Raw genomic sequence first — 22,783 nt, forward strand, 5'->3', positions numbered from 1 at the left:
AACCTAGGAACACTCACTTATTCTGCGTTTTACTTGGGGATATTTCGGATGGCAACTATCGTAGAAGGCTCGTTACTGGTACCCGCGCTTTTAGTCTACAGTTTAGGGACGCTCACCCCCGGTCCTGCCAATCTTTCGATTGCTAACGTGGCGATGTCTCAGGGACGCCAAGCCGGCTTTATTCTCGCGGCAGGTGTCATAACCGGTTCGCTTTGTTGGGGGATTATGGCCGCCTTAGGCGTATCAACTTTGTTACTTTCTGAACCCCGTTTCTTAATCGTCTTAAAGTGTCTCGGTGCGGCCTACCTTTTTTGGTTAGCCTATAAAACAATAAAGTCCTTAGCCAGACCACTCTGCTCCACCGCCGCGCTATCCTCCGAACGCAAAGCATATCGCTACTACTGGCAAGGGGTCAGTCTACACTTGACCAACCCAAAAGCGATCCTAACGTGGCTAACTGTCACCAGTATCGGTCTTTCTCCGCATTCGCCCCCTTTGGCAACTCTTCTGCTGGTCGCCCTCTGCGCACTGATCGGTATAACGATTTTTAGTCTCTATGCTTTCTGCTTCTCCACTCCAGCCGCCCAACAGAACCTGGTGCGTTACCATCGTGCCATGACGATTTTCTGTGCCGGATTCTATAGCTTGGTCGCTATCGGCTTTCTACTGTCGATTGGCTAACCGGGTTAGGCAAAAAAAACCCATGCTTAGAGCATGGGTTAATAGTGATAGCTCAGTTTACCAAGCGCGTATCACATCACCGTGATAGACCGCGTTCGCTTTCGCTTCAACCTCTGGCGATTGGAAAGCCTGCTTCAGCTGCTGCAGTTTCGTCTCATCTTTATCGCCTTCACGCACAACTAAGACATTCAAATAAGGCGAGGCTTTCCCTTCCATAAAGAGTCCATCCCGCGCGGCCGATAATCCGGCTTGCGAAGCAAAGTTATTGTTAATCACTGATAACCAGACTTTCGGGTCATCTAAAGAACGAGTGAGCTGTGGAGTGTCGACTAAGACAAACTTCAGATTTTTAGGGTTCGCCTTGATATCCAATACGGTTGGCAGTAGCCCCTTACTTGGGTCGACAGTGATCAAGCCTTGAGCCTGCAATAACAGCAGACTGCGACCTAAGGTGGTTGCTTCGTTAGAAATCGTCACCGTCGCGCCATTAGGTAATTGGTCTATCTTCTTGATCTTAGAAGAGTAGGCGGCAATCGGGAAAATAAAACTTTTGCCTAAGATAGCAAATTTGTAACCACGCTCTTTAGCTTGCATCTCAAGATAGGGTACGCTTTGGAAAGCGTTGGCATCAACGTCTTTATTTGCTAAGGCTTCGTTCGGCTGAACATAATCATTAAAGCTCACGACCTCAACATTTAGCTGATATTTATCTTTGGCCACTTGTTTTACTGTGTCCCATATCGCTTGGTCAGGCCCAGAGTTTATAGCGACTTTAACAGTATGAGCATCTTCCTGTTTACAACCCACAAGGCCTAATGCACAAACTGCCAAAAGAGAAGAGACTAAAAATTTTTTCACCGTATCTACCTCAATATGTCTAATTTCGATTGAGTATATTAGACATTTAGACGTCTGTACATCTAGTAGTTTAGATTAATTCGGGTACCCTAGCCCGATTAAGAGATTTTTGGAAAATGTCATGTTAAAGCTAAAAGTTATTATTCCAGTGATGATTGTTTTGTGTACGGCTATCTGGTGGTTGATGCCTCATTTTACCGATCAAGATAAAGCCTACTACGTTTCGCTTTATTGTTTACAACCGACGGGCTCGGATCAGCAAATCCAAGCAAGAATGGAACAGACCGTTGAAAACAATAATGAAGATTATGCGTTAAAAAAACGCCATTTTTCGCCTTTGCTTGCCAAGCGTATTCAAGATGCTTGGGATCGTCTTACCCCCGATCAGCAGCAGCAAGGTCAGCAGCGTGATCACTGCGCACAACTGCTCTCAGAAAAACTCAACCTACCAGCGCCGCTTCCCCGCTAATCTTTTCGCGCTGCTTACAGTGCAGTAACAGTCAGGCAGTAAGCAGTCACCTATACTGTTTACTGTTCACTCTGTTTGATAAGGAAATAACGTGCGACTGCTCTCGACTCTCTTCGCTTTCTTTTCTCTTGTGGTTATCAGCCACAATGGTTACGCGCACAGCGTATCATCGCTGCCGATTATTAAACCAGTCATGGCCTGCGGCCAGTTGACTAGTCAAACACTGCCCGGTGTAGAGGCTAAGGTTTCGCTCACTAGCGCAAAAGTCATCACCAGTGGTAATAAAACTTTCTGCCAAGTGAAGGCGATGCTTTCGCCGGAGATCGGTGTAGAGGTCGCTCTTCCCCAACAACAGTGGACACAGCGAATTTTACAGGTTGGCTGTGGCGGCTTGTGTGGGTCAATCAATCTCTCGTTATCCAACGCAAATGGCTGCTTACCGGCGACACAGGGTCAATTTGTGGTCGCGGCCACCAATATGGGTCACTCGGGCAGTATGATGGATGCTTCATGGGCATTGGATCCGCAAAAACGGATTGATTTTGCGTATCGCGCGAATCACCTTACTGCACAATTTACCAAAGCATTAACGCGGGCCTACTACGGTCAGCCACAGAAATATGCTTATTTTATGGGTTGTTCTGATGGAGGTCGCGAAGCGTTGATGGAAGCACAGCGCTACCCAGACGATTTCAATGGTATCTCCGCTGGCGCACCCGCAGCCTATTTCACGATGCAGAATTCGTTTTATCACGGCTGGAATGTTGTCGCGAACCAACGCGCTGACGGTAGCGCTATTTTACTTAAAAATCGTCTCGCGTTACTGCACCAAACCGTGTTGGCACATTGTCCAACTGCGTCAGGGGTCAACGACGGCGTCTTGGCGAATCCCTTTGCTTGTCACTTCTCAAAAAATTGGCTGAACACCTGCTCGGCCTCTGCCACCGATAAAAGCGCCTGTTTTACCAAAGAAGAGATTGGCGTTATCGAGAAACTTTACCAAGGTGCGAAAGACGCATCAGGGCACCAGTTCGCTGTCGGCGGATTGATTATTGGGTCTGAATTACGCTGGCCATTACCAAGCACTGCACAAGGCACTTTCCCTTCCGCCATGATGGCATTGCCAGCACTGCAATATGTCTTAACTGCCGACGGTAAGAAAAACGATATCACGTTAACGCAATTTGGCTTCGACCAACGTAATTTCCAGCAATTAGCTAAACTGGCTCCACTCTATAACGCGACAGATACCAATCTTAAGCCTTATGCGGACGCTGGCGGTAAGCTGATCCTCTGGCATGGGCTGGCGGACGACTCCATCAACCCAACTGGAACACTTGCTTATTATCGTGGGGTCGAACAACAACTGGGAGCCCAGCAGGCAGCGAAAATGGTCAAACTCTTTTTACTGCCGGGAGTCGGTCACTGTGGCGGAGGTGAAGGGAATGATAAAATCGACCTTCTTACGCCGTTAATGGCATGGGTTGAGCATCAGCAGGCTCCTCAGCAATTGTTAACCGGGAAAGCCAAAGCGACAGCGGTACCTCAAGCTTTACCCCCAGCGAAGAAACCGAAAAACGCTGAGGATGCTGCTTCCGTTCAAATGCACGGTATGCAACGCCCCAGTTCTCCGGTTGCCCCCGCTGCAGAGGCGATGCGTGCCACCCGCCCGGTATATGCTTATCCCTATATCGCGGTCTACAACGGTAAGGGGGATCCCCTGCAGGCAATAAATTACCATGCCGTTCAAGGTAACTATCCCTCTGTTTTACTAGGAGAACCGATTCGCCAGCTTATTGCACCGAATAATACTCCACGCGTAACGCCTTAACTGTTTTATGGCTCCCCAACGTGCTGCACATAGCGTGAAAGGGGAGCAACTTGGCTAATCACATGATTTTGCAGTAGAAAAAATCCCATTTTCTGATAACGCCCAGCACTAAAGGCCGCACTCTTTTGGGCAAATACCGGAAGAGTAGCCTGCCAAGCTTGGTGATTCAAAGGCGTGTTCATCTCCGGATAGCGTTGAATAAAGGCTTGCCACGCTTGTTGTGGATGCTCTTTTAGCCATGCCGTTCCTTGGTCCAAAGCATTTAGGAAAGCATTAACCCATGGTTTTTTCGCCTCGCCCTGCTGAGCCAATAGGATTAATTCATCGTAAGCTGGAATACCAGCCTGCTCTGGACGGAAGACGGTCGGACGTACGCCCTTATCCAGCAAACTTAACAGTTCATAATTACGATAAATCGTCATCGCGCCATCAATACGGTGTGTAAGGAGTGCCGTGGTAGCGGCCATATTTAAATTAACTAAGGTGACAGTACTCGGGTCAACGCCAGCGTGAGCCAGCATTTGCTTAATGGCGATATCCTCGAAACCGGGGATCGCATACCCAATGGTTTTACCTTTAAAATCGGCTAAGCTATGTATTGCGGGAGATAAGGTGGTTAAGGTATTTAACGGTTGATCAATTAAGCTCCCGACCCGTATGACCGGAACCTTTTTCTCAACTAGGGTATAGAGCTGAGGTTGATAACTGATTGCGATATCTGCTTTACCGGCGGCTAAGAGTAAGGGTACGGAAGCCGAGTCAGCGGGTGCAATCAGGTCAACGCTAAGCCCCTGGCGCGCAAACGCCCCGCTATATTGGGCAGCGAATAGCGAAGCATGATTGGGGTTAACAAACCAGTCGAGCAGTACCCGTACTTTTTGCGACGCAGCGCCTGCGTTGACCCACCAACACATCGCAACACAACCAATGAGTAATGTTTTCACACTTTTATCCTTAACCTGTCGGCCATAAAAAATAGCGCCGTAACCCTTGTACGACACCGGAAAGTATTACCGCTAAGCCCATTAAGCAGATCAGCGCCGCAAAACTGGTGGCCGTCTCCATGCGAGCAGTGGATTGCATCATTAAGTACCCAAGCCCTTGGCTGGCACCTACCCACTCGCCCAAGACAACGCCTATCGGCGCCAAGATCACTGCCATCTGTAAGCCTGAAAAAAAGAAAGGTAATGCCGCAGGCCAGCGCACTTGCCAAAAGCAGCGCCAACGCGACGCTTGTAGCGTAGCCGCTAGGTCAAGCCACTGTTGTGGGACTCGAGACAGGCCATCGAATAAGGTCAAACAGACCGGAAAAAAGAGGATGAGGGCAGCCACCACTACCTTGGAGCCGATACCAAACCCTAGCCAAAGCACCAGTAGTGGCGCCAAGGTGAAAACCGGTATAACTTGGCTTGCCATCACCAACGGATAAAACAAACGACGTATCCACGTATGGCTGGCCATGGCCACAGCAATAATCACCCCACACCCTACGCCAAATAACAATGCTAAGCCCATCTCACTCAAGGTAATCGCCGCCTGCGATAGCAACAAAGCAGGCTGCTGAACGAAAGCTGCACCGACCTGTTGCGGTGTCGGCAGTAAATAGTCGGGTATACCTTGGTGCGTTAAGATAACCCATAGCGCCATCACACAGCCTAAGAAATAGAACAGGTTACTCAGACGAGATGTCATACGCCTCCAATCGAGTCAGTAATGCGGCCTGTGCAGTAAGCAGCCCTAGGTCGTCGGCTGGGCGAGGGGGTGCCCCTGTAGGGGCGGCTAGCGCAGTCACCTCTAGAGGCGAGTGGTGGAGCAAGACAATCTCCTCCGCCAGACGGCAAGCTTCAGCAGGATCATGCGTCACCATAATCACCGTTTTCCCTTTTACTAGCTCCCCGGTCAAGGTCTGCAGTCGTAGCTTAGTGATGACATCCAGCATGGCAAAAGGCTCATCCATCAAGATAACCGATCGGTCGGTATAGAGGGTTCGAGCCAACGCGACGCGCTGACGCATTCCGCCCGAAAGCTGGTGAGGCTTTGCCGAGATACGGTGGGCCAAACCCACTCTTTCCAGTAAATATTCGGCACGATGGCGGTCGGGTGGCTGACCGGTGAGTGTTGATGGCAGTAGCACGTTATCGATCACAGAGAGCCAAGGATAGAGCTGATCTTGCTGCCCCATCCACGCTATCTGTGATCGGTCTACCAGGATCTTGCCCTGCTCGATCGGGCGCAGCCCCGCTAACAGTTGTAAGAGACTGCTTTTCCCAATCCCGCTGGCACCCAAAAGGGCAGTGGTTTTCCCCTCTGCAAAAGTCAGTGAAAAATTATGCAGTAACCGTTGTGCGGGCCAAGAAAAACTCACGCCGTCAAAACCCAACATTAAGGTTCTCCTGCCGCAAGCAGAACGATGTTCTCAAGCCCGCGCTGGCGTAAAAGGTGTTCGGCGCGGGCAGAGCGCAATCCCGTACGGCATACCAGGACTAGTCGTTGATAAGCGGGGGCCGTCCAGTGCTCAAGCTTCTGTAACGGGACCCGTATGGCCGTATCCGTTACGCTAGTTGGCGCTTCATCGCGATCCCGTAACTCTAGGATCAGATCGTTGGGTAACAGTTGTCCCCGATCGATGAACTGTAGCGTCTTTTCGAGCGGTTCTACGGCCGTGTCAAAGCGAAACTGACTGAATTGCCAATCAGTAAAATTACACCTTACCAGCGATCCTAATGGAGAAGGCGTGCTCTGTAAGACCCAACTCAGGACCATCTGTGCCTGAATTGCAGCGATACAGGCGACAACGGGGCCCATCACCCCAGCACTGTGACAGTTCCCCGCCGTTTCGGGTAAGTGGGGAAATAAGGCTTTATAACTCGGCGCGCCCCCGCAAAATCCGCCGACATAGCCTTGAGTCCCCAAGGCTGACGCACTGATCAACGGTAAGCCATGGGTTAGGCAGGCATCCGACAATAAATAGGTCGTGGCAAAATTATCGGCGGCATCGACGACAATATCGATATCCTGTAATGCCTGACGGAGAGTACTAGCCGTAATATGCGTCACTTCCGGCTCGATCAGTACATCACTATTACATTGGCTTAAATGCGCTTGGGCGCATAGTGCTTTGGCTTTACCGATATCTTGTTGTTTAAATAATGTTTGGCGATGCAGGTTATGCAGTGCCACGCGGTCAGCATCATAAAGTCGAATCCGACCGACACCGGCTCCCACTAACTGCGGAAGCAGCGTCGCACTCAAGCCTCCGGCACCGACCACCAGCACTCTAGCCTGTTGCAGTCGCTGCTGCCCCTGCTCACCGATTTGCGGTAACTGCATTTGTCGTTGATAGCGTTGCATTCCTCTCCCCTACATCAGATTCGCCAGCCCCAATAAGGGCGTAGAAGGCTCTGCCATATCCCGTGGTGCCATCAGGCCAGCTTGGTAAGCAGTATGCCCGGCCGTGATGGCTTGGCCGAACGCCATCGCCATCGCCACCGGGTCGCGCGCTTTTGCAACGGCGGTATTGAGTAAGATCCCGTCAAACCCCATTTCCATGGCTTGCGTAGCATGGGATGGCGCGCCGATCCCAGCATCGATGATCATCGGGATCTCAGGAAAGGCGGATCGTAACGCCTCTAATCCGCGTAAATTATTCAGTCCTTGTCCCGATCCAATCGGTGCGCCCCACGGCATAAGGACTTCACACCCTACCGCTAATAGCTTTTCCCCGACGATGCGATCCTCGGTGGTGTAGGGGAAGACCTGAAAACCGTCGGCGCATAAGATTTTGGCGGCCTCGACTAAGGCGAAAGGGTCTGGTTGTAAGCTATCGGCATGACCAATCACCTCTAACTTAATCCACCTTGTATTGAAGAGTTCACGCGCCATATAAGCGGTAGTCACCGCCTCTTTCACGCTATGGCAACCTGCGGTATTTGGTAAGATATGCCGAGAATGTTGGCTAAGCAGTTCGCGAAAGGCCTGACCACCTGCTCCTTCACGCCGTAAACTGACCGTAATCACCTCGGTGCCCGACGCCTCAATCGCCGCACTCAAAACAGCGGGCGATGGATAGCCCGCGGTGCCCAATAAACAACGTGAGGTTAAGGAAGTACCGTAAAACATCGCTTATCCCCCCTGCATCGGAGAAAGGGCTTCAATACGCATGCCCTCTTGAAGATCCAGCGTGGTATAACCGCTTTTCGCGATAAATTGGCCATTAACGGCACATGCCACCACCGTCATATCGATCTGTTGTTCACGTAATAGGCCTGCCAGTTCGGTGGCTTCTGTCTCGACTGGCTGACCATTAAGTAAGATTTGCATTGCTCTTTTCCTTCGCTAACTGTTCAACAAGTTGCTGCGCGACAATTGGGGCTAATAGAAAGCCGTGACGGTACATACCGTTCAGATAAAAACGGTTATTCTGATAGTGGAAACTGGGGAGATTATTGGGATAAGCCGGGCGTAAGCCACTTGCGGTTTCGATAATTTCCGCCTCCGCCAACGCCGGATGTATCGTGTAAGCCGCACTCAATAATTCTACTGCCGCCCGTGCACTCATCCCGCGAGAGTCATCGCTTTCAACCATCGTCGCGCCCAACATAAATTCCCCGCCGCCGCGTGGTACCAAATAGCAAGGAAAGCGAGGATGTAATAACCGAATAGGTCGTGAAAAATCGACCTCGTGGCTGCGTAAACGTAGCATTTCGCCACGTACTGCACGCAGGGGTGGCAGGTCGGATCGCGCCTCAATCCCTCGACAATCGATAATATTGCCGTTGGGCTGAGAAGAGTGAAAGACGACCCCTTGTTGCAGCAGTTGCTGTGCGAGGGAAGCCAAAGCCTGACGAGGATTAAGATGCCCTTCTTCAGCAAAAAAAAGACCGTTTTCGAAACGCGAGCCAAGGTCGGCTTCAAGATCTTCCGGCTTCACCCACTGGTGGTGCGTCGTTTTGCTGGCAAAGACCTTGAGCTCTTGCTGATCTCTGGGCGGAGCGATAACTAAAGTACCCTGTTGTTGCACATTCGGTACTCGTTGTCGCCACCACGCGAGCGCATGCTGCCCGAGGGTTACCACTTCTTGCGGGGCGCTTTCTGCTTCACAATAGGGTGCCAACATGCCCCCGGCGTACCATGACGCGGTGGGCGAATCTGGCTGTTCAATCACCTCGACCTGCTCACCCTGCTCGACGAGGAGTTTTGCTACGCAGAGTCCGCTTACACCGCGGCCGAGAATGCTCCAGCGACTCATCGTCTGACCTGGCTGATAGAGAAAAGAATTAACATGGATGGCCTCTTAGTGTGAGACCCAGGTAAGGCAGAGGAAATGAGGCACTTGCCCTTAATGGGCTATGCCAAGTCGCTCACAGGCGACCCGTCTTCCTACGCCAGTATTAACTGGGTCAGGTTCAAAGGGTCGCTGCACGGCGTCATACGCACACAGCCTCTCAGTCTCTTACGCGAGACTCCCCCGACATCATCTAGTTGTAATCGAGCCAAGCTTAGGCGTCAAGTGCCAGTAGGGAGATCCCCTCTACCCGCCTTAACACACAGCACAGCAGGTTAATTAACGCCCTTTCTTTTGACGCCCCGGTTTGGTGAATTTTTGGCGAGCAGGCGGTTTCTTGGTCGAACGACTCGGCATCACTGGCGGGGCAATATCCGGTCTTTTTAAGGCTTTTTTAGCCGGCTTTTTTTCCACCGGTTTATCTTCTGATGAAGAGTCTTCGATCAGTTTAAACAGTTCGATTAGCTCGTCATCGGTTAGATCACGCCACTCACCTAACGGAATGCCCGATAGATTCACATTCATAATGCGTGTCCGTTCAAGTTTAGTCACTTCAAAACCGAAGTGGGTACACATCCGACGAATCTGTCGGTTCAACCCTTGAACCAAGATGATACGAAACACATGGCTATCGAGCTTTTTGACTTTACACTTCTTCGTTACAGTCCCCAGCATGGGGACACCGGCACCCATACCACGAATAAAATCGTCGGTGATCGGTTTATCGACCGTCACGATATACTCTTTTTCGTGATTATTCCCGGCACGTAAGATTTTATTTACCAAGTCGCCGTGATTGGTTAAAAAGATCAGGCCTTGGGAATCTTTATCGAGTCGACCAATAGGAAAGACACGCTTACTGTGATTGACGAAGTCACCGATATTATCGCGCTCTGTCTCTTCCATAGTGGTAACAATACCCACCGGCTTATTTAATGCGATTAACACCAGATCGTCGTCATTACGCGGTTCAATCAGCTGACCATTAACCATCACAGTATCGCCAGGATAAACCTGGGCCCCAACGGCGGCGCGTCGTCCATTAATTGAGACGTTACCCTGTTCGATATAACGATCGGCATCGCGACGAGAGCAAATACCGCTCTCACTAATATACTTGTTGAGACGTACAGATGTGTTGGTCAGCATGGTTCCTCCGAAAAAACGGACTATACCTGATTTTTTCGATGGTTTCGAAAGAAGAGTGTGAATATCAGGGGAAGAGATTCCCTTCCCCGACCGGAGATTAGACGGAAAGCGTCTGCAGCGCGCGTGCGATTCGTATCGCTGCCTCATCGGCAGTCTGTTGCGTTAACATGGAGTAAGAGAGGCGCAACGCATTCTTTTCCGGATTATCGGCAAAAAAGACATCGCCTGGGACAAACACAACTTTCTCCGCAATACAGGCTTTCAGTAAACTGCTCGCGTCCATTCCTTCTTTCAGGTGGCACCATAAGAACATGCCGCCTTCAGGACGGTTGAAGGTAATCGCGTCACCGAGGTGGCGCTGCAACGCCTCGATCAACCAATCACGACGTTGGCGATACGTCTCTTTTAATAAGGCAATACGCTGATCAATCTGCCCGGAAGCCACATAACGCGCAGCAATATGCTGGTTCAACGTTGAGGTATGCAGATCCAATGCCTGTTTCGATACGATAACCGCCATAAGGAATTTTTCTGGCAGCGCGAGCCAGCCTAGACGCAAACCTGGGGAGAAAATTTTCGAGAAACTCGACATATAACAGACGTTATGGTCGGCACCGTATAACTGTTGTGCTAACGTGAAGAAGGTTTCACGGCGTTGTTCGGTAAAAGCTAAGTGCCCATAAGGGTCATCTTCGACAATCACCACCTGATAACGGTGCGCCAATTTCACGATATCGATGCGCTGTTCGTTGTCAATAATGCGTCCGGTAGGGTTAGCAAAGGTTGGGATAAGATAAAGCATCTTGACGCCCCCCGCTGCTAAACGGGTTTCCAGTGCGCCGAGATCGATCTGCTCACCTTGATACGCCAGCTCTTCAATAACAGCCTCGGTATAATCGAATAATTGTAAGGCGGCTAAATAAGTCGGGCGCTCCACTAAGACCACATCGTCTTTCTCTAAGAACACACGGTTAAGTAGGTCAATACCTTGCTGGGAGCCATTAGTGATCAGTATCTGCTGTGGATCAAGCGTCAGACCAACATTACGCGTCCAATCGGCCAGACTTTTACGCAATGGCCATTCACCTTCGGTCACCGAATACTGGAAAACATCACGATGATCTTCAGCGAGTAATTGCTGGAGTACACCATCGATACCCTCAACGTCGATCATATCCGTGGCAGGGATACCACCCGCTAAGGAAATAAAACCAGGTTCTTTACTAAATTTAAGCAATTCTCTAACCGGTGAAGAATGTATCGCTGCGGATTTCTTGGAAAGCATGCGTTAACCTGTCGCCCTTTACGTGATAAACGTTGATAAGATTTTCTCAACCTTAGCAAAATAACCGCGTGGAGTCATGAACAACTCGTGGCACGATAAGATAAAAAAAATAGCGGCCTTTCATCCCGATCATCGGCGTGGGATGTTACTCAGAATAATCCAAACATCACACCATTAGATTATATTTAAAAAACCGAAAGCTATTATTAATAACCTATTAATTAGTCATCAGTAAATTATTAAAAATAAAAGATCAAATTTAATTATTTAAAAAACACACTTTACTTACCGCTAGTTTTCTTTAAATATTTTCGGATTTATGTTATAAATAAATTTCGTAACGGATTATTTACATAGAGATTTCTATGATTACCCATACTGTTATTTTTGCTCCAATTGGAGAAGCGAGTAGAACAGAACAAATCACCCAAAGACTTTCCAATGCTATTATTTCTGGTTTATTAGAAAAAGGTGAACAATTACCTAACGAATCAGAATTAGCACGGATGATGGGTGTTTCACATATTACTATTAGGGACGCACTCAATACTCTGCGAAGTAAATCATTGATACATACTATCCGTGGCCGTAATGGTGGAAGTTTCATTAGCGATAACGTCGACAATTACGTTAAATATTTCCATCCTTTCAATAAAATTAGCTCAGATTATTTATCCGATCTCGGTGAGATGCAAAGTTCGCTGGTGATACACAGTACCCGCCTTTCGGTACGGCGAATGACTGACCATGATTTAACGACGTTAAACAACCTTATATTAACGCTTGAGAATTCCGAGACACCTCAACAGAAAACCCAATCCGATATGCGATGCTTGCTCACACTTGCCGCCAACTCTCACTCTGCAAGGTTAGCGGCTCAAGAGTTGACGGTACTGACTGAATGGGCGCCGCTGATCTCGATCCTTTATCGAGATGAAACATTTCATGCTCGAAGTACGCTTTGCTACCACGAACTCTTTAATGCGCTACAGAATAGAGACGAAACGCTAGCCGTGGCTCAAGCCTATGCTTTGATTGAATTTTTCGTTTCATCTTTAATAGAATATAAAATTAATCTCGTCTAAAAATTAGCTCAATTTCAGGATGAAGTGAGAGAAAATGCCATTAGGGAAAATTAAACGCATATCTGAAGAATCATTTTTATTAATTGAAAAAACCACCCAGGAGTTTTCAATAATTATTGAAAAAATGATTTGTGAATCCAAAAAGGTAGTTGATAACAATTTTAAATTAGAGAGCAAAATAAGAGAGAATATATTATTGCTTGCTGATAAAATTTTAAATCAACAAATGTTATTATCTGGTGCAGGATTCGCTCTGTATAGTGAATCGAAAAATAAATCATGGCAACTCGCATGGTTATATCGATCGCTACATCACCCTCAACGACTTATAAATAAACTTTGCCTTAATAAAGCCTCACAACATTTCGTGGACTATCAGACATTTTCTTGGTTTTCCATCGTTCAGGAAACAGAAAAGGGGTATTTACATGGTCCTTACGTCGACTATATCTGTAATTCTACCTATACCCTAACCTATCTCTATCCGGTTTATTTCGAGAAGCAATTGATTGGAGTGGCAGCGACCGACGTAATGGTGGGTCAATTAGAACAGATACTGCGGGACTCACTCGGCGACGATTACCTACCTATTCTGATGACGACGCCCTCAGGACGTATTCTCTTTTCAAATCTACCGCACTACCGAGTCGGGGAGCTTAAGCCCAATGATGCCTTAACCGTCCACCTTAAAAGCCAATATTTCACGTTATGGGGAGAGGGCAGTGAGTGTGGTGCAATGCCGCCCTAAATCGGGGCAGTAAACCATGACCCAGCGGTAGCGATCGCGTGAAAAGCCGTCGCTGCCGGTATGTAACTTTTGGCCCAATAATTGCTTAACTGAAACATAAGTTTTTCAGTTACGTTGAAAAGGGCTGCGGCTATGACACACACACTCTCCAAGATACGCCATTCTATCTTTATCCAAGTACTTATCGCGCTGGTCATTGGTACCGCACTGGGATGCCTTTATCCAGCAATTGCCGATTCGCTAAAACCCTTGGGCGATAGCTTTATCAAACTGATTAAAATGGTGACCGCTCCCTTAGTGTTTGTGATCATCGTCCAAGGCATCTCCTCCCATAGCGAACTGAAACAGGTCGGACGTATTGTCGGTAAGACCTTACTTTACTTCGAAATCATCACCTTACTGGCTCTAGTCCTAGGGTTAGTCGGGGCACAGATCACCCATATCGGGCAAGGCATCCATCTTTCAAATATGGCGATGCCCGCAACGGATAAACTGAGTCACCTCTCATCACTCCAGAGCTTTGGTGATTTCTTCTTGAACCTGATTCCAGATACCTTTATTGGCGCGTTTGCACGCGGGGACACCTTACAAGTATTGCTAATCTCTATTCTATTTGGTGTTTCGCTTAATATTAGCGGTGAAGCAGGTAAGCCAGTGATCGCCGTGATTAATAGCCTGAGCCATATTCTCTTCCGGTTGATGGCGATGCTGGTCAAAGTAGCTCCACTCGGAGTACTGGGTGCCGTTGCCTATATGGTCGGACACTATGGCGTTCATTCGTTGACCAGTCTGATTGGATTCCTTTTCCTTTACACCGCAATCTGCGCCCTATTTGTTATCATCGTTTTGGGGGGGATTACTCAATTGACCGGCATTAGCTTTGTCGCGCTACTGCGCTATTTACGCGAAGAGCTTACCATCGTCTTAGGTACCACTGCGTCAGATGTCGTGTTACCTCAGCTGATGAAAAAATTAGAGTGGTTGGGGATCAGTAAATCCACGGTTGGCTTGGTGATCCCAACCGGATACTCCTTTAACCTTGATGGATTTTCCATTTACCTCACCCTCGCGGTCGTTTTTATCGCTAATGCTACAGGGATTCACTTGGGATGGAGCGAAATTGCCCTGATCCTGGGCGTTGCCGTGTTTACCTCAAAAGGCGCCCATGGCGTACCCGGCGCTGCCATTGTGATCTTGGCCGCCACGCTTTCTGCAATCCCATCATTACCGCTAGCTGCCCTAGCTTTCTTACTCCCGATCGATTGGTTGATTGGTATTCCCCGTGCGCTGACAAATGTTTTGGGTAACTGCGTGGCAACCTTGGTCATCGCGAAATGGGAAAATGATTTGGATTTAACCCGCGCTCGTCAGGTTTTAAATCAGGATATCCCCTATAACAACGTAACAAAAAAGCGCCCTTTAGCCGCCGAACAGTAAAAGTTAATTACACTTTTTAAACAATCATCTGTTTAAGGAGTGCCAGTGAAACCTTTATACCTACTAACCGCTGTATTGATGACAGCGGTTTTTTCATCTCAGAGTAATGCCGCTTCCGAGGTTATCGCTAAAATAAACGCACCCTACCCTGATCTCTCTGGTATTGCGGTGAATCAGCAGAACCGTATATTTTTAGGTTTTCCACGTCACGCCGGCGATCATCATTCGCCAGCGCTGATGGAACTGAAGCAGGGAAAACTGACACCTTATCCGAATAAGGCTTTTGGCTTACCTCAGAAAAATTTGGCAGATTGGCTAGTGTCTCCCCACGGTCTCTTTGTGGATAAAAATGATACGCTATGGGTATTAGACGATGGCAAAATTAAGGGACAACCCACCATTCCTGTCGGTGCAGCAAAAGTGGTGGCGATAGATACCAAGACGAACAGTATTCTGAAAACAATTATCATTACGCCGCCAGTACTCAACTCCAGCTCGCACTATAACGATTTACGGGTCGATCTTTCTCACGGTAAAGCCGGTACGATCTATATTGCTAACTCAGGCTTTGCACAGCGCTATTCGCTGATTGTGATAGATATCGCCAGCGGCAAACAGCGAGAAGTCTTAATCAATCACCCCTCGACCTCCCCCGACCCCGGCTTTATGGCCTTTATCGAAAATAAACCCGTCGTGTTTAACGCCGACAATCCGCAATTGCCGCAAGGCGGTATCGATGGCGTTGCGTTATCTCCCGACCAAAGTAAGTTCTATTGGACTGCACTTAGTGGACGAAAGCTATTTAGCTTACCAACTGCGCAATTGAGCGATTTTTCTGTTTCTGAGACGACACTCGAAAAAGCCGTGCATTTCGAAGGCGAACACCCCGCTAATGATGGAATGGCGGAAGATGGAAAAGGAAATCTTTACTTCGGTGCCTTTGAGCAACAATCGTTGGTAAAGCGTGATCCTAAAGGCCAATTTTCTTTACTTGATCACAATGTTCACGATTTCGGCTGGCCAGATGGATTGGCATACCGTAATGGTTATCTCTACACCACGTTAGGCCAATGGAATCGTACTCCAGACTTAAACAACCACCACGACCTCCGTCAACGGCCTTTCTTAGTGATCCGCACGGCAACGGAGTAATAGCACGCGGAGCGTTACGCACGAGTCATGCGTTTTTCTTAATTATTTGGAGAGAGTGATGAGTAGTGATGCTGAAATTTTACTCGCATGTATCGCCGCCCTTGCGGCGATAATTTTTTTTGTGGCCTATGCTAAGTTACCGCCCTTCTTAGCCATTTTTATTGGCGCAGTGATGGCGGGTTTGATTGCCCACGTACCGGTCGATCTAATTGCTAAGAGTTTTTCCAAAAGTGCCGGCGGGGTATTGGGAGAAAGTGGCTATGTTATCGCTATGGGTGCCATGCTGGGCAGTGTGATGACTAAAACAGGCGCGGCCGATCGGCTTGCTGAGTTGATTATCTCCCGAACCTCGACGCGTTATTTACCTTGGGTGATGGCGCTTACCGCTATGGTGATTGGCCTGCCACTCTTTTTCGAAGTGGGGTTAGTCCTGATGTTGCCACTAATCGCCACCGTAAGTGCCCGTTCTGGACAATCGCTATTACGCGTTGCTGTCCCCGTCTTGGCAGGATTAACGGCATTACATGCCTTGGTGCCGCCTCACCCTGGACCGATTATCGCCATCACAACCTTACACGCGGATATGGGGCTAACATTACTGCTCGGGTTGATTATTGCCGTGCCCGCAGTGGTATTAGCCGGGCCACTTTATGGAAGATGGTTAAGTCGAAAAGCCAGTTTAGCGAATGTTACCCAGCTCACAACACTCCCTGAACCGCTAACAGGTCTACGTCCTCCCTCGCTCCTCCTAACCATCAGTATTATTTTACTCCCAGCAATCTTGATGCTACTACGCAGCATCTCACTCTATGTGCTACAAAGTGACAGCTCACTGGCACATCTTTTAGATTTTATCGGCGAACCCTTAGTCGCCCTGACTCTCACCGTATTATTAGCGATTCTGACCCTAAGCTGGCGAAGTGGGATGGAGAAAAAACAGGTTGGAGAGGCGCTCACAGCAAGTATCGCTCCAGTCGCCGTATTGTTACTGACCATCGGCGCGGGCGGAGGCCTGAAAGGCGTTCTTATTGAGGCTGGTATTAGCCAGAGCATCAGCCACTTCACCTCACAAACCCATGCACCGCTATTACTGCTCGCGTGGGGTGTTGCCGTATTGATTCGCCAAGCAACCGGTTCAGCGACCGTCGCCACGACGACAACGGCTGGCATTATGGCCGCAAGTTTCCACCTATTGCCGCCATTAGAAAGCAGTCTACTTGCCTTGGCGATCGGTGCAGGGTCGGTCTTTTTCTGCCACATCAATGATGCTGCGTATTGGATGATCAAATCGTTCTTCGGTTTAACCCTTAGGCAAACACTATGGATTTGGTCGGTACTGCAGACAATTGTATCGCTTGTCGGCCTTATTACGGCCAGTGCCTTATGGATGATCCTTGTGCCATCCTAAGGCCTATTGATAGTGCTGACCCAATAACGACTCACCGCTAGGAAAATCCGGCCCCAGCTATCTCTCCCACCACGATGAGTCTTCGATGAAGACTCTTTTTCACGACAGGCTACCGAATTTTCGTCTGCCGTAGTAAACCATCAGAGAAGAATCTCCTTTACAACTGACCTCCCCATCGCCAAATTAAACAAAAAAGAAACAATCAAATACAATTAACAAACAAATAAATAAACATAGCAACAAAATTACCTTATGATTGCGCCCTTTTGAAATTTGGCAACAAAAATGAATATTAGTAGAAGAAAACTTATCCTTGGGGGCGGCGCAATTTGCGCGGCGGGAATTGGTGCCAGTGTCCTCGGCCCAATGTTTCAACGTGAAGGCCGGCTAGTGCCGGGCAAACCAAGATATGGTTTCATTAACGGCACCGAAGGTCCCCTCCCTCAACATGCTGATGCCGTCATTATTGGCGCGGGGATCTTAGGGATAATGACGGCTATTGACCTGACTGAAAAAGGGTTATCCGTCGTTATCGTTGAAAAAGGCAACATTACGGGTGAACAATCTTCGCGATTCTATGGCCAATTGATCACCTATAAGATGGAAGGTGAGACCTTTATGCTCCACCATCTTGGAAAAGAACATTGGCGGGGGATGAATAAAAAAGTGGGTATGGATACCAGTTATCGTACACAGGGGCGTGTGGAAGTACCGCTAAGTGAGCAAGACCTACAAAATGTCAGAAGTTGGATTGATCAGAAAAAAGAACTCGTCAGCAGTTCAGTGCCATTAAATACACGCATTATTCAGGGAGAAGAGCTGAAAAATCGTTTAAAAGGGGCTACCTCAAACTGGACGATTGCAGGCTTTGAGGAAGACTCAGGAAGCTTAGACCCAGAAATCGCGGCGTTTAGAATGGCCGAGTACGCGAAGAAAATTGGCGTAAAAATCTATACCCAGTGCGCCGCGAGAGGTATCGAAAAACAAGGGGGCGCGGTATCCGATGTTGTCACAGAAAAAGGGGCGATTAGAACCACCCGAGCGGTAGTCTGTGGCGGTGCCTGGTCACGGTTGTTTATGCAGAATCTCGACATCGATCTCCAAACGCTACCAGCTTATCAATCTCAACAACTGATTACCGGTGGACCGGGATTACCGGGTGCAAATGTCGCCTTACCCGGGAATATCTTTTTCCGAGAACAAGCGAATGGGACCTATGCAACATCGCCAAGAATAGAAGTGATCCCCATCGTCAAAGACTCTTTTATCTATGGCTATAAGTATTTACCGTTACTTGCTCCCGAAGATGTCTTTGTCCATTTCTCGATCAATGAACAACTTCTCAACTCCTTTAAACAAACAACAAAATGGTCTCTCGATAAACAGTCTCCCTTCGAGAGAAATCGCGATATGGTTGCCGTGGCCGATGTTAAAGACCTGAATGCGTCGTTAGTCGCCTTGAGAAAAGAGTTCCCTGCCTTTGCTAACTCAAAAATTATTGACCAATGGAGCGGTGCAATGGCCGTCGCCCCAGATGAATCACCGATTATTTCTGTGGTCAATGAATGCCCGGGACTGGTGGTTAATACAGCCACCAGTTGGGGAATGACCGAAAGCCCAGTCTCTGCTTCTATCGCAGCAGATTTACTGTTAGGTAACACTCCACTCCTCAAAGCTAAAGCCTTCAGCCTTTATCGCTTTAGCTAAGGCAACATTAATCCCCCTAAGCCCATCTTGCGTATGGGCTTTGTCTCCCCCACTTTAACAATACTCCTTTCCCTTATCAGTTAAGGCTGATCGCACATGCCCCAAGGATTTCAGGGTAGACACATAATTAGCATCTGAAGCCGTGCAGAGAGTATTGCAACCAAGCCAATAAAAGATAATAATTCTCGTTCTTATTATCAATTGAGGGAATTCAGGTTCGGATTCCCCGAGTCACTTGCGCCCTGACTGTTGAGGTAGATAAAAATAATGAAGACGTTATTCCCGCTCAAGCGTCATGCTTTTCTGGTGTCGTTGGCACTTACCGCTCCGCATCTAAGTTATGCCGCAGACAACACTGTTGTTGTCACTGCCGCACCAGAAGATACGGCCGTTTCAGAAACGCACGGTTATACCGCCAAAACGAGTACTGGCGCGAGTAAAACGGACCAGCCACTGATAACCACTCCCCAGTCTGTCTCGGTTATTACCCGTCAACAGATGATTGACCAAGGCGCAATGACAGTTAATGATGCCTTAAATTATACCGCGGGAGCGTTCACTAATTTTGGTGGTGCAGCCACCCGCTACGATACCGTGTCACTGCGCGGATTCCATGGTGGTGACGTCGATAATATCTTCCTCGACGGTATACGCTTAATGAGCGATTCCAGCAGCTATAACGTGTTGCAAGTCGACCCATGGTTCCTAGAGCGTATCGATGTAATTAAAGGCCCTTCCTCCGCCCTTTACGGCCAAACCGTCCCCGGCGGATTAGTGATGGAAACCTCCAAACGCCCGCAATTCGCGGAAGAAGGTCACTTTAAAACCTATTACGGTAACCACAGCACCAGTGGTGTTGCGATAGACTATACCAATGCGATCAATGACCAATGGGCTTTCCGCTTAACCGGTATCGGCCATCAAAGTCATACACAATTTGACCATACGCGTGAAGAGCATTATGCCATTTCCCCGTCTTTGCTCTGGCAACCGGATAGCGACACCACACTCCTACTGAAAGCTTATCTACAAAAAGATCCTTCAGGTGGCTTCCACGGTTCAGAGCCAGGCGATGGCAGCTTATACAGCCATAATGGAAAAAGGCTTAGTACCAGTTTCAGTGATGCCGATTCCTCTCTGGATCAGTTCAAACGCCACGAGCAAATCTATAGCTACGACTTTTCCCATAACTTCAATGATACTTGGTCGGTACATTCGACCGGAAGTTATAGCCACTCCAATGTCGACCTTGATCAGGTCTATCAGATCGGTTGGCAACCGGATAGTGACATCTTAAACCGCTATTATTCAGGGTCGCGGTCCTCTCTGTCCGCTGTAGCGACAGATAACCAACTGATTGCTAATGTTAAAACTGGGGAAGTCCAGCATAAAGTCGTTATCGGTGCGGAATATCACGAATATACTAACCGGCATAAAGATGCGAGCGGTGTGGCTTCATCAATTAATCCTTTCACGGGTGAAACCTATGGGGAAAATGGTGATTATACTTTCTATGGTACCAAGAATCGCTATTATCAAACCGGTGCGTATTTACAAGACGAGATGCAATGGGACCGCTGGCATCTAGATGTCTCGGGACGTTATGACCGTATCGTCTCAAAAAGCGTGAGTCACGATCTCGGCACCCATTCGCGTCGCCAAGATGACCATGTGAGCGGCCGAGCAGGCCTTCTTTATGCCTTTGATAATGGCATCTCGCCATACCTTAGCTACAGCCAAGCGATTACGCCGCAAGCGCTGTCGGATGCTAACGGTAATCTGTTAAAGCCGACCACCGCCTCACAATATGAAGCTGGGGTAAAATACCAACCGGTTGGCACCTCCGATCTGTACAGCATCGCGGTCTACGACCTTATGCAAAAAGACGTCGCTAACCGAGTAGTCCCTGAGACTTACTATGCTTCCGTCGGAAAAGTGCACTCCCGTGGTATCGAACTTGAGGCCCATAATCAGTTAACTTCACGATTGAGCACAATCGCTACCGCCAGTGTTAACCATGTTCGCTATGAAGATGCTATCGATGGAAATAATGGAAACACGCCGTATGTCACGCCAAACGCGACCGCGTCTGCTTGGGTAAACTACAAGTTCGATTATGGTATTACCACGGGTGTCGGGGTTCGTTATATAGGTAAACAGTGGGCGGATAACGAAAATACGACGCGTATTCCTTCGGCCACTCTGGTCGATGCTTCAGTCAGAATGGACCTCGGTGCATGGCGTTCGCAGTGGAAAGGCGCTTATGTGCAACTTAATGCAAAAAACTTAGGGGGACGTGATTACGTGGCGTCGTGCTATGGAACAGGTTATTGCTATTGGGGAGCGGAACGTTCGGTGATTGCAACCGTCGGTTACGACTTCTAAGCCTAGGCGCGGCCTAGCGGCCGCGCCCGTTTTTACTCGAGCGTTAGAGCCTGTCGATGTTGCTTCACCCAGCGAACAAACATCACACTCAGCAGTAACCATAAGCCACCACTCGCCAGATTAACTCCAGAGAAACCCATTAAGCCGTGCTGGAAGTAGCCTTCGCGCGCGAATTCTAACCCGATGGAATACATCAGAATACTCAGCATCCCCATCATCGCCGCAACTTGCCCCTTGGACTCGGTCACCGAAAATAGGGTTAGCCGGTACAGGACCGCCGTGCTTAATCCCGCGCCAAACGCATAAAGACTCAAGCCACTGACTAGAATCGCAATTTGATAGGTGTCGCTAAAGGTGGCGCAAAGCGCAGTCAGTAGCCCACCGACGAGCGGCCACGCCCCGATGACTAACGGGCGAGTGATCTCAGCATGATGGGTTAATTTGCTCAGTACCACATTACCTAGGATCATCGCCACAAAGACCGGGACTTGCAGTAGCGCATAATCCACCTCAGTCATCTGATGGTCGTGGATCAAGTAGACCGGGGACAGCGCCACCCAGCTGAGGATAGGCACGGCAGATAAACCAAGCGCCAAACAGCCTGCAACGAGCGCCGGTCGTTTGAGTAATGTCCAATAGCCCCCTAAAAGCCGCTTTGGCGTTAAGCTGAGCTGCCGATTGCCTGCTGTCTCAGGCATACTAAAATACAACCCTATAAGAGCGATCAGCGACATTGAAGCGAAAATAATAAATAACATACGCCAAGTGGTGAACAGCAGTAAGGCACTGCCGGCCAGTGGACCAATCAAGGGGGCCAACAGCGCCACATTCGCCATCCATGCCATAAGTCGAATACTCTTTCGTTCCTCGAAAGCCTCCTGCACCGCAGTATAGCCAACGGCACCAATGAAACAGAGACTGATCCCTTGAACAAAACGTAGCAACATAAACTGCTCGATCGATGTCACCAAGAAGGTTAATCCGCTCGCGATAGCAAACAACAAGGCACCGGACATCAATATTGGCCGACGCCCCCACTTATCGGAAAGCGGCCCGAGCAACCACTGTAAAACAAGCCCCCCCACAAGATAAGCCGTGAGCGAAAAAGGCACCCACTCTGGACCCACCTGTAAATCTTGAGTCACTTGTAACATGCCCGGTTGCACCATATCGTGGGCAATATAGGTCGTGAACTCAAACAGAACGAGAGAGAAAGGAAACAGCCATGACGTCACGAGGGCGTCAGGGCGTATTGAAGTCGATATCATGAATAAGACCTAAAAAAAGAAAAAAAGACCGGCATT

21 protein-coding genes and 1 riboswitch are annotated in these 22,783 nt (G+C 48.7%); of the genes, 10 read left to right on the plus strand and 11 right to left on the minus strand.

The genetic code is table 11. The annotated features are described in order from the left end of the window. Positions 1-48 precede the first annotated feature (48 nt). Positions 49-681 carry a LysE family translocator gene (locus MKR94_RS11010; protein ID WP_241646936.1) on the plus strand — a complete coding sequence of 211 codons (633 nt, stop codon included), beginning with the start codon at positions 49-51 and terminating at the stop codon, positions 679-681. Between the two features lie 57 nt (positions 682-738). Here the strand turns inward: MKR94_RS11010 and MKR94_RS11015 are convergent, their stop codons facing one another. Next, positions 739-1,512 carry a MetQ/NlpA family ABC transporter substrate-binding protein gene (locus MKR94_RS11015; protein ID WP_241646974.1) on the minus strand — a complete coding sequence of 258 codons (774 nt, stop codon included), beginning with the start codon at positions 1,510-1,512 and terminating at the stop codon, positions 739-741. Between the two features lie 148 nt (positions 1,513-1,660). Here MKR94_RS11015 and MKR94_RS11020 point away from each other — a divergent pair, with 148 nt between their 5' ends. Together MKR94_RS11020 and MKR94_RS11025 are read left to right on the plus strand one after the other, a co-directional pair. Further along, on the plus strand, positions 1,661-2,008 hold the full coding sequence (locus tag MKR94_RS11020; RefSeq protein ID WP_241646937.1) for a hypothetical protein: 348 nt from the start codon (positions 1,661-1,663) through the stop codon (positions 2,006-2,008). A 193-nt stretch (positions 2,009-2,201) separates the two neighbouring features. Next, a complete protein-coding gene (locus MKR94_RS11025) occupies positions 2,202-3,839 on the plus strand; it encodes a tannase/feruloyl esterase family alpha/beta hydrolase (RefSeq protein ID WP_241646975.1) in 1,638 nt (545 codons plus the stop codon). 5 nt (positions 3,840-3,844) lie between these two features. Here the strand turns inward: MKR94_RS11025 and MKR94_RS11030 are convergent, their stop codons facing one another. From MKR94_RS11030 to MKR94_RS11070, 9 genes are all read right to left on the minus strand, one after another. Then, positions 3,845-4,783: an ABC transporter substrate-binding protein gene (locus tag MKR94_RS11030; RefSeq protein ID WP_241646938.1), complete on the minus strand. Its 939-nt coding sequence runs from the start codon at positions 4,781-4,783 to the stop codon at positions 3,845-3,847. A gap of 10 nt (positions 4,784-4,793) precedes the next feature. Then, positions 4,794-5,531 (minus strand): ABC transporter permease, encoded by a 738-nt coding sequence (locus MKR94_RS11035; protein ID WP_241646939.1) that lies wholly within the window; start codon positions 5,529-5,531, stop codon positions 4,794-4,796. Next, positions 5,512-6,222, minus strand: coding sequence for an ABC transporter ATP-binding protein (locus MKR94_RS11040; protein ID WP_241646940.1), 711 nt, complete (start codon positions 6,220-6,222; stop codon positions 5,512-5,514). The genes MKR94_RS11035 and MKR94_RS11040 overlap by 20 nt, the downstream gene beginning before the upstream one ends. Continuing rightward, a complete protein-coding gene (locus tag MKR94_RS11045; RefSeq protein ID WP_241646941.1) occupies positions 6,222-7,190 on the minus strand; it encodes a ThiF family adenylyltransferase in 969 nt (322 codons plus the stop codon). The genes MKR94_RS11040 and MKR94_RS11045 overlap by 1 nt, the downstream gene beginning before the upstream one ends. A gap of 9 nt (positions 7,191-7,199) precedes the next feature. Continuing rightward, a complete protein-coding gene (locus MKR94_RS11050) occupies positions 7,200-7,958 on the minus strand; it encodes a thiazole synthase (protein ID WP_241646942.1) in 759 nt (252 codons plus the stop codon). Between the two features lie 3 nt (positions 7,959-7,961). Then, a complete protein-coding gene (gene thiS, locus MKR94_RS11055; protein WP_241646943.1) occupies positions 7,962-8,159 on the minus strand; it encodes a sulfur carrier protein ThiS in 198 nt (65 codons plus the stop codon). After that, positions 8,143-9,087, minus strand: a complete 945-nt coding sequence (locus tag MKR94_RS11060; RefSeq protein ID WP_241646944.1) for an FAD-dependent oxidoreductase — start codon at positions 9,085-9,087, stop codon at positions 8,143-8,145. Before MKR94_RS11060 ends, thiS begins: the two co-directional genes overlap by 17 nt. Positions 9,088-9,198: 111 nt before the next feature. Next, positions 9,199-9,318: riboswitch (TPP riboswitch) on the minus strand. An 84-nt stretch (positions 9,319-9,402) separates the two neighbouring features. Then, entirely contained in the window at positions 9,403-10,272 is an 870-nt protein-coding gene (gene rluF, locus MKR94_RS11065) for a 23S rRNA pseudouridine(2604) synthase RluF (RefSeq protein WP_241646945.1), read from the minus strand. Between the two features lie 97 nt (positions 10,273-10,369). Further along, the gene (locus tag MKR94_RS11070) at positions 10,370-11,557 is read right to left on the minus strand and encodes an aminotransferase-like domain-containing protein (RefSeq protein ID WP_241646946.1); all 1,188 of its coding nucleotides are present in this window, start codon (positions 11,555-11,557) and stop codon (positions 10,370-10,372) included. A 365-nt stretch (positions 11,558-11,922) separates the two neighbouring features. Between MKR94_RS11070 and MKR94_RS11075 the strand changes: the two genes are divergently transcribed. The 7 genes from MKR94_RS11075 to MKR94_RS11105 all read left to right on the plus strand — a co-directional run bounded on the left by MKR94_RS11075 (position 11,923) and on the right by MKR94_RS11105 (position 21,479). Continuing rightward, the gene (locus MKR94_RS11075; RefSeq protein ID WP_241646947.1) at positions 11,923-12,642 is read left to right on the plus strand and encodes a FadR/GntR family transcriptional regulator; all 720 of its coding nucleotides are present in this window, start codon (positions 11,923-11,925) and stop codon (positions 12,640-12,642) included. Between the two features lie 196 nt (positions 12,643-12,838). After that, positions 12,839-13,390: a PDC sensor domain-containing protein gene (locus MKR94_RS11080; RefSeq protein ID WP_241646948.1), complete on the plus strand. Its 552-nt coding sequence runs from the start codon at positions 12,839-12,841 to the stop codon at positions 13,388-13,390. Between the two features lie 132 nt (positions 13,391-13,522). Beyond that, positions 13,523-14,827, plus strand: a complete 1,305-nt coding sequence (locus tag MKR94_RS11085; protein ID WP_241646949.1) for a cation:dicarboxylate symporter family transporter — start codon at positions 13,523-13,525, stop codon at positions 14,825-14,827. Between the two features lie 45 nt (positions 14,828-14,872). Then, positions 14,873-15,979, plus strand: coding sequence for a major royal jelly family protein (locus MKR94_RS11090; RefSeq protein WP_241646950.1), 1,107 nt, complete (start codon positions 14,873-14,875; stop codon positions 15,977-15,979). Between the two features lie 58 nt (positions 15,980-16,037). After that, positions 16,038-17,387 carry a GntP family permease gene (locus MKR94_RS11095; protein ID WP_241646951.1) on the plus strand — a complete coding sequence of 450 codons (1,350 nt, stop codon included), beginning with the start codon at positions 16,038-16,040 and terminating at the stop codon, positions 17,385-17,387. Between the two features lie 285 nt (positions 17,388-17,672). After that, positions 17,673-19,094, plus strand: a complete 1,422-nt coding sequence (locus MKR94_RS11100) for an NAD(P)/FAD-dependent oxidoreductase (RefSeq protein WP_241646952.1) — start codon at positions 17,673-17,675, stop codon at positions 19,092-19,094. 267 nt (positions 19,095-19,361) lie between these two features. Continuing rightward, a complete protein-coding gene (locus MKR94_RS11105) occupies positions 19,362-21,479 on the plus strand; it encodes a TonB-dependent siderophore receptor (protein WP_241646953.1) in 2,118 nt (705 codons plus the stop codon). A gap of 32 nt (positions 21,480-21,511) precedes the next feature. Here the strand turns inward: MKR94_RS11105 and MKR94_RS11110 are convergent, their stop codons facing one another. Then, positions 21,512-22,747: an MFS transporter gene (locus MKR94_RS11110; RefSeq protein ID WP_241646954.1), complete on the minus strand. Its 1,236-nt coding sequence runs from the start codon at positions 22,745-22,747 to the stop codon at positions 21,512-21,514. Positions 22,748-22,783: the final 36 nt, after the last annotated feature.

The sequence above is a fragment of the Rosenbergiella metrosideri genome (assembly GCF_022602565.1).
Taxonomy (GTDB): domain Bacteria; phylum Pseudomonadota; class Gammaproteobacteria; order Enterobacterales; family Enterobacteriaceae; genus Rosenbergiella; species Rosenbergiella metrosideri.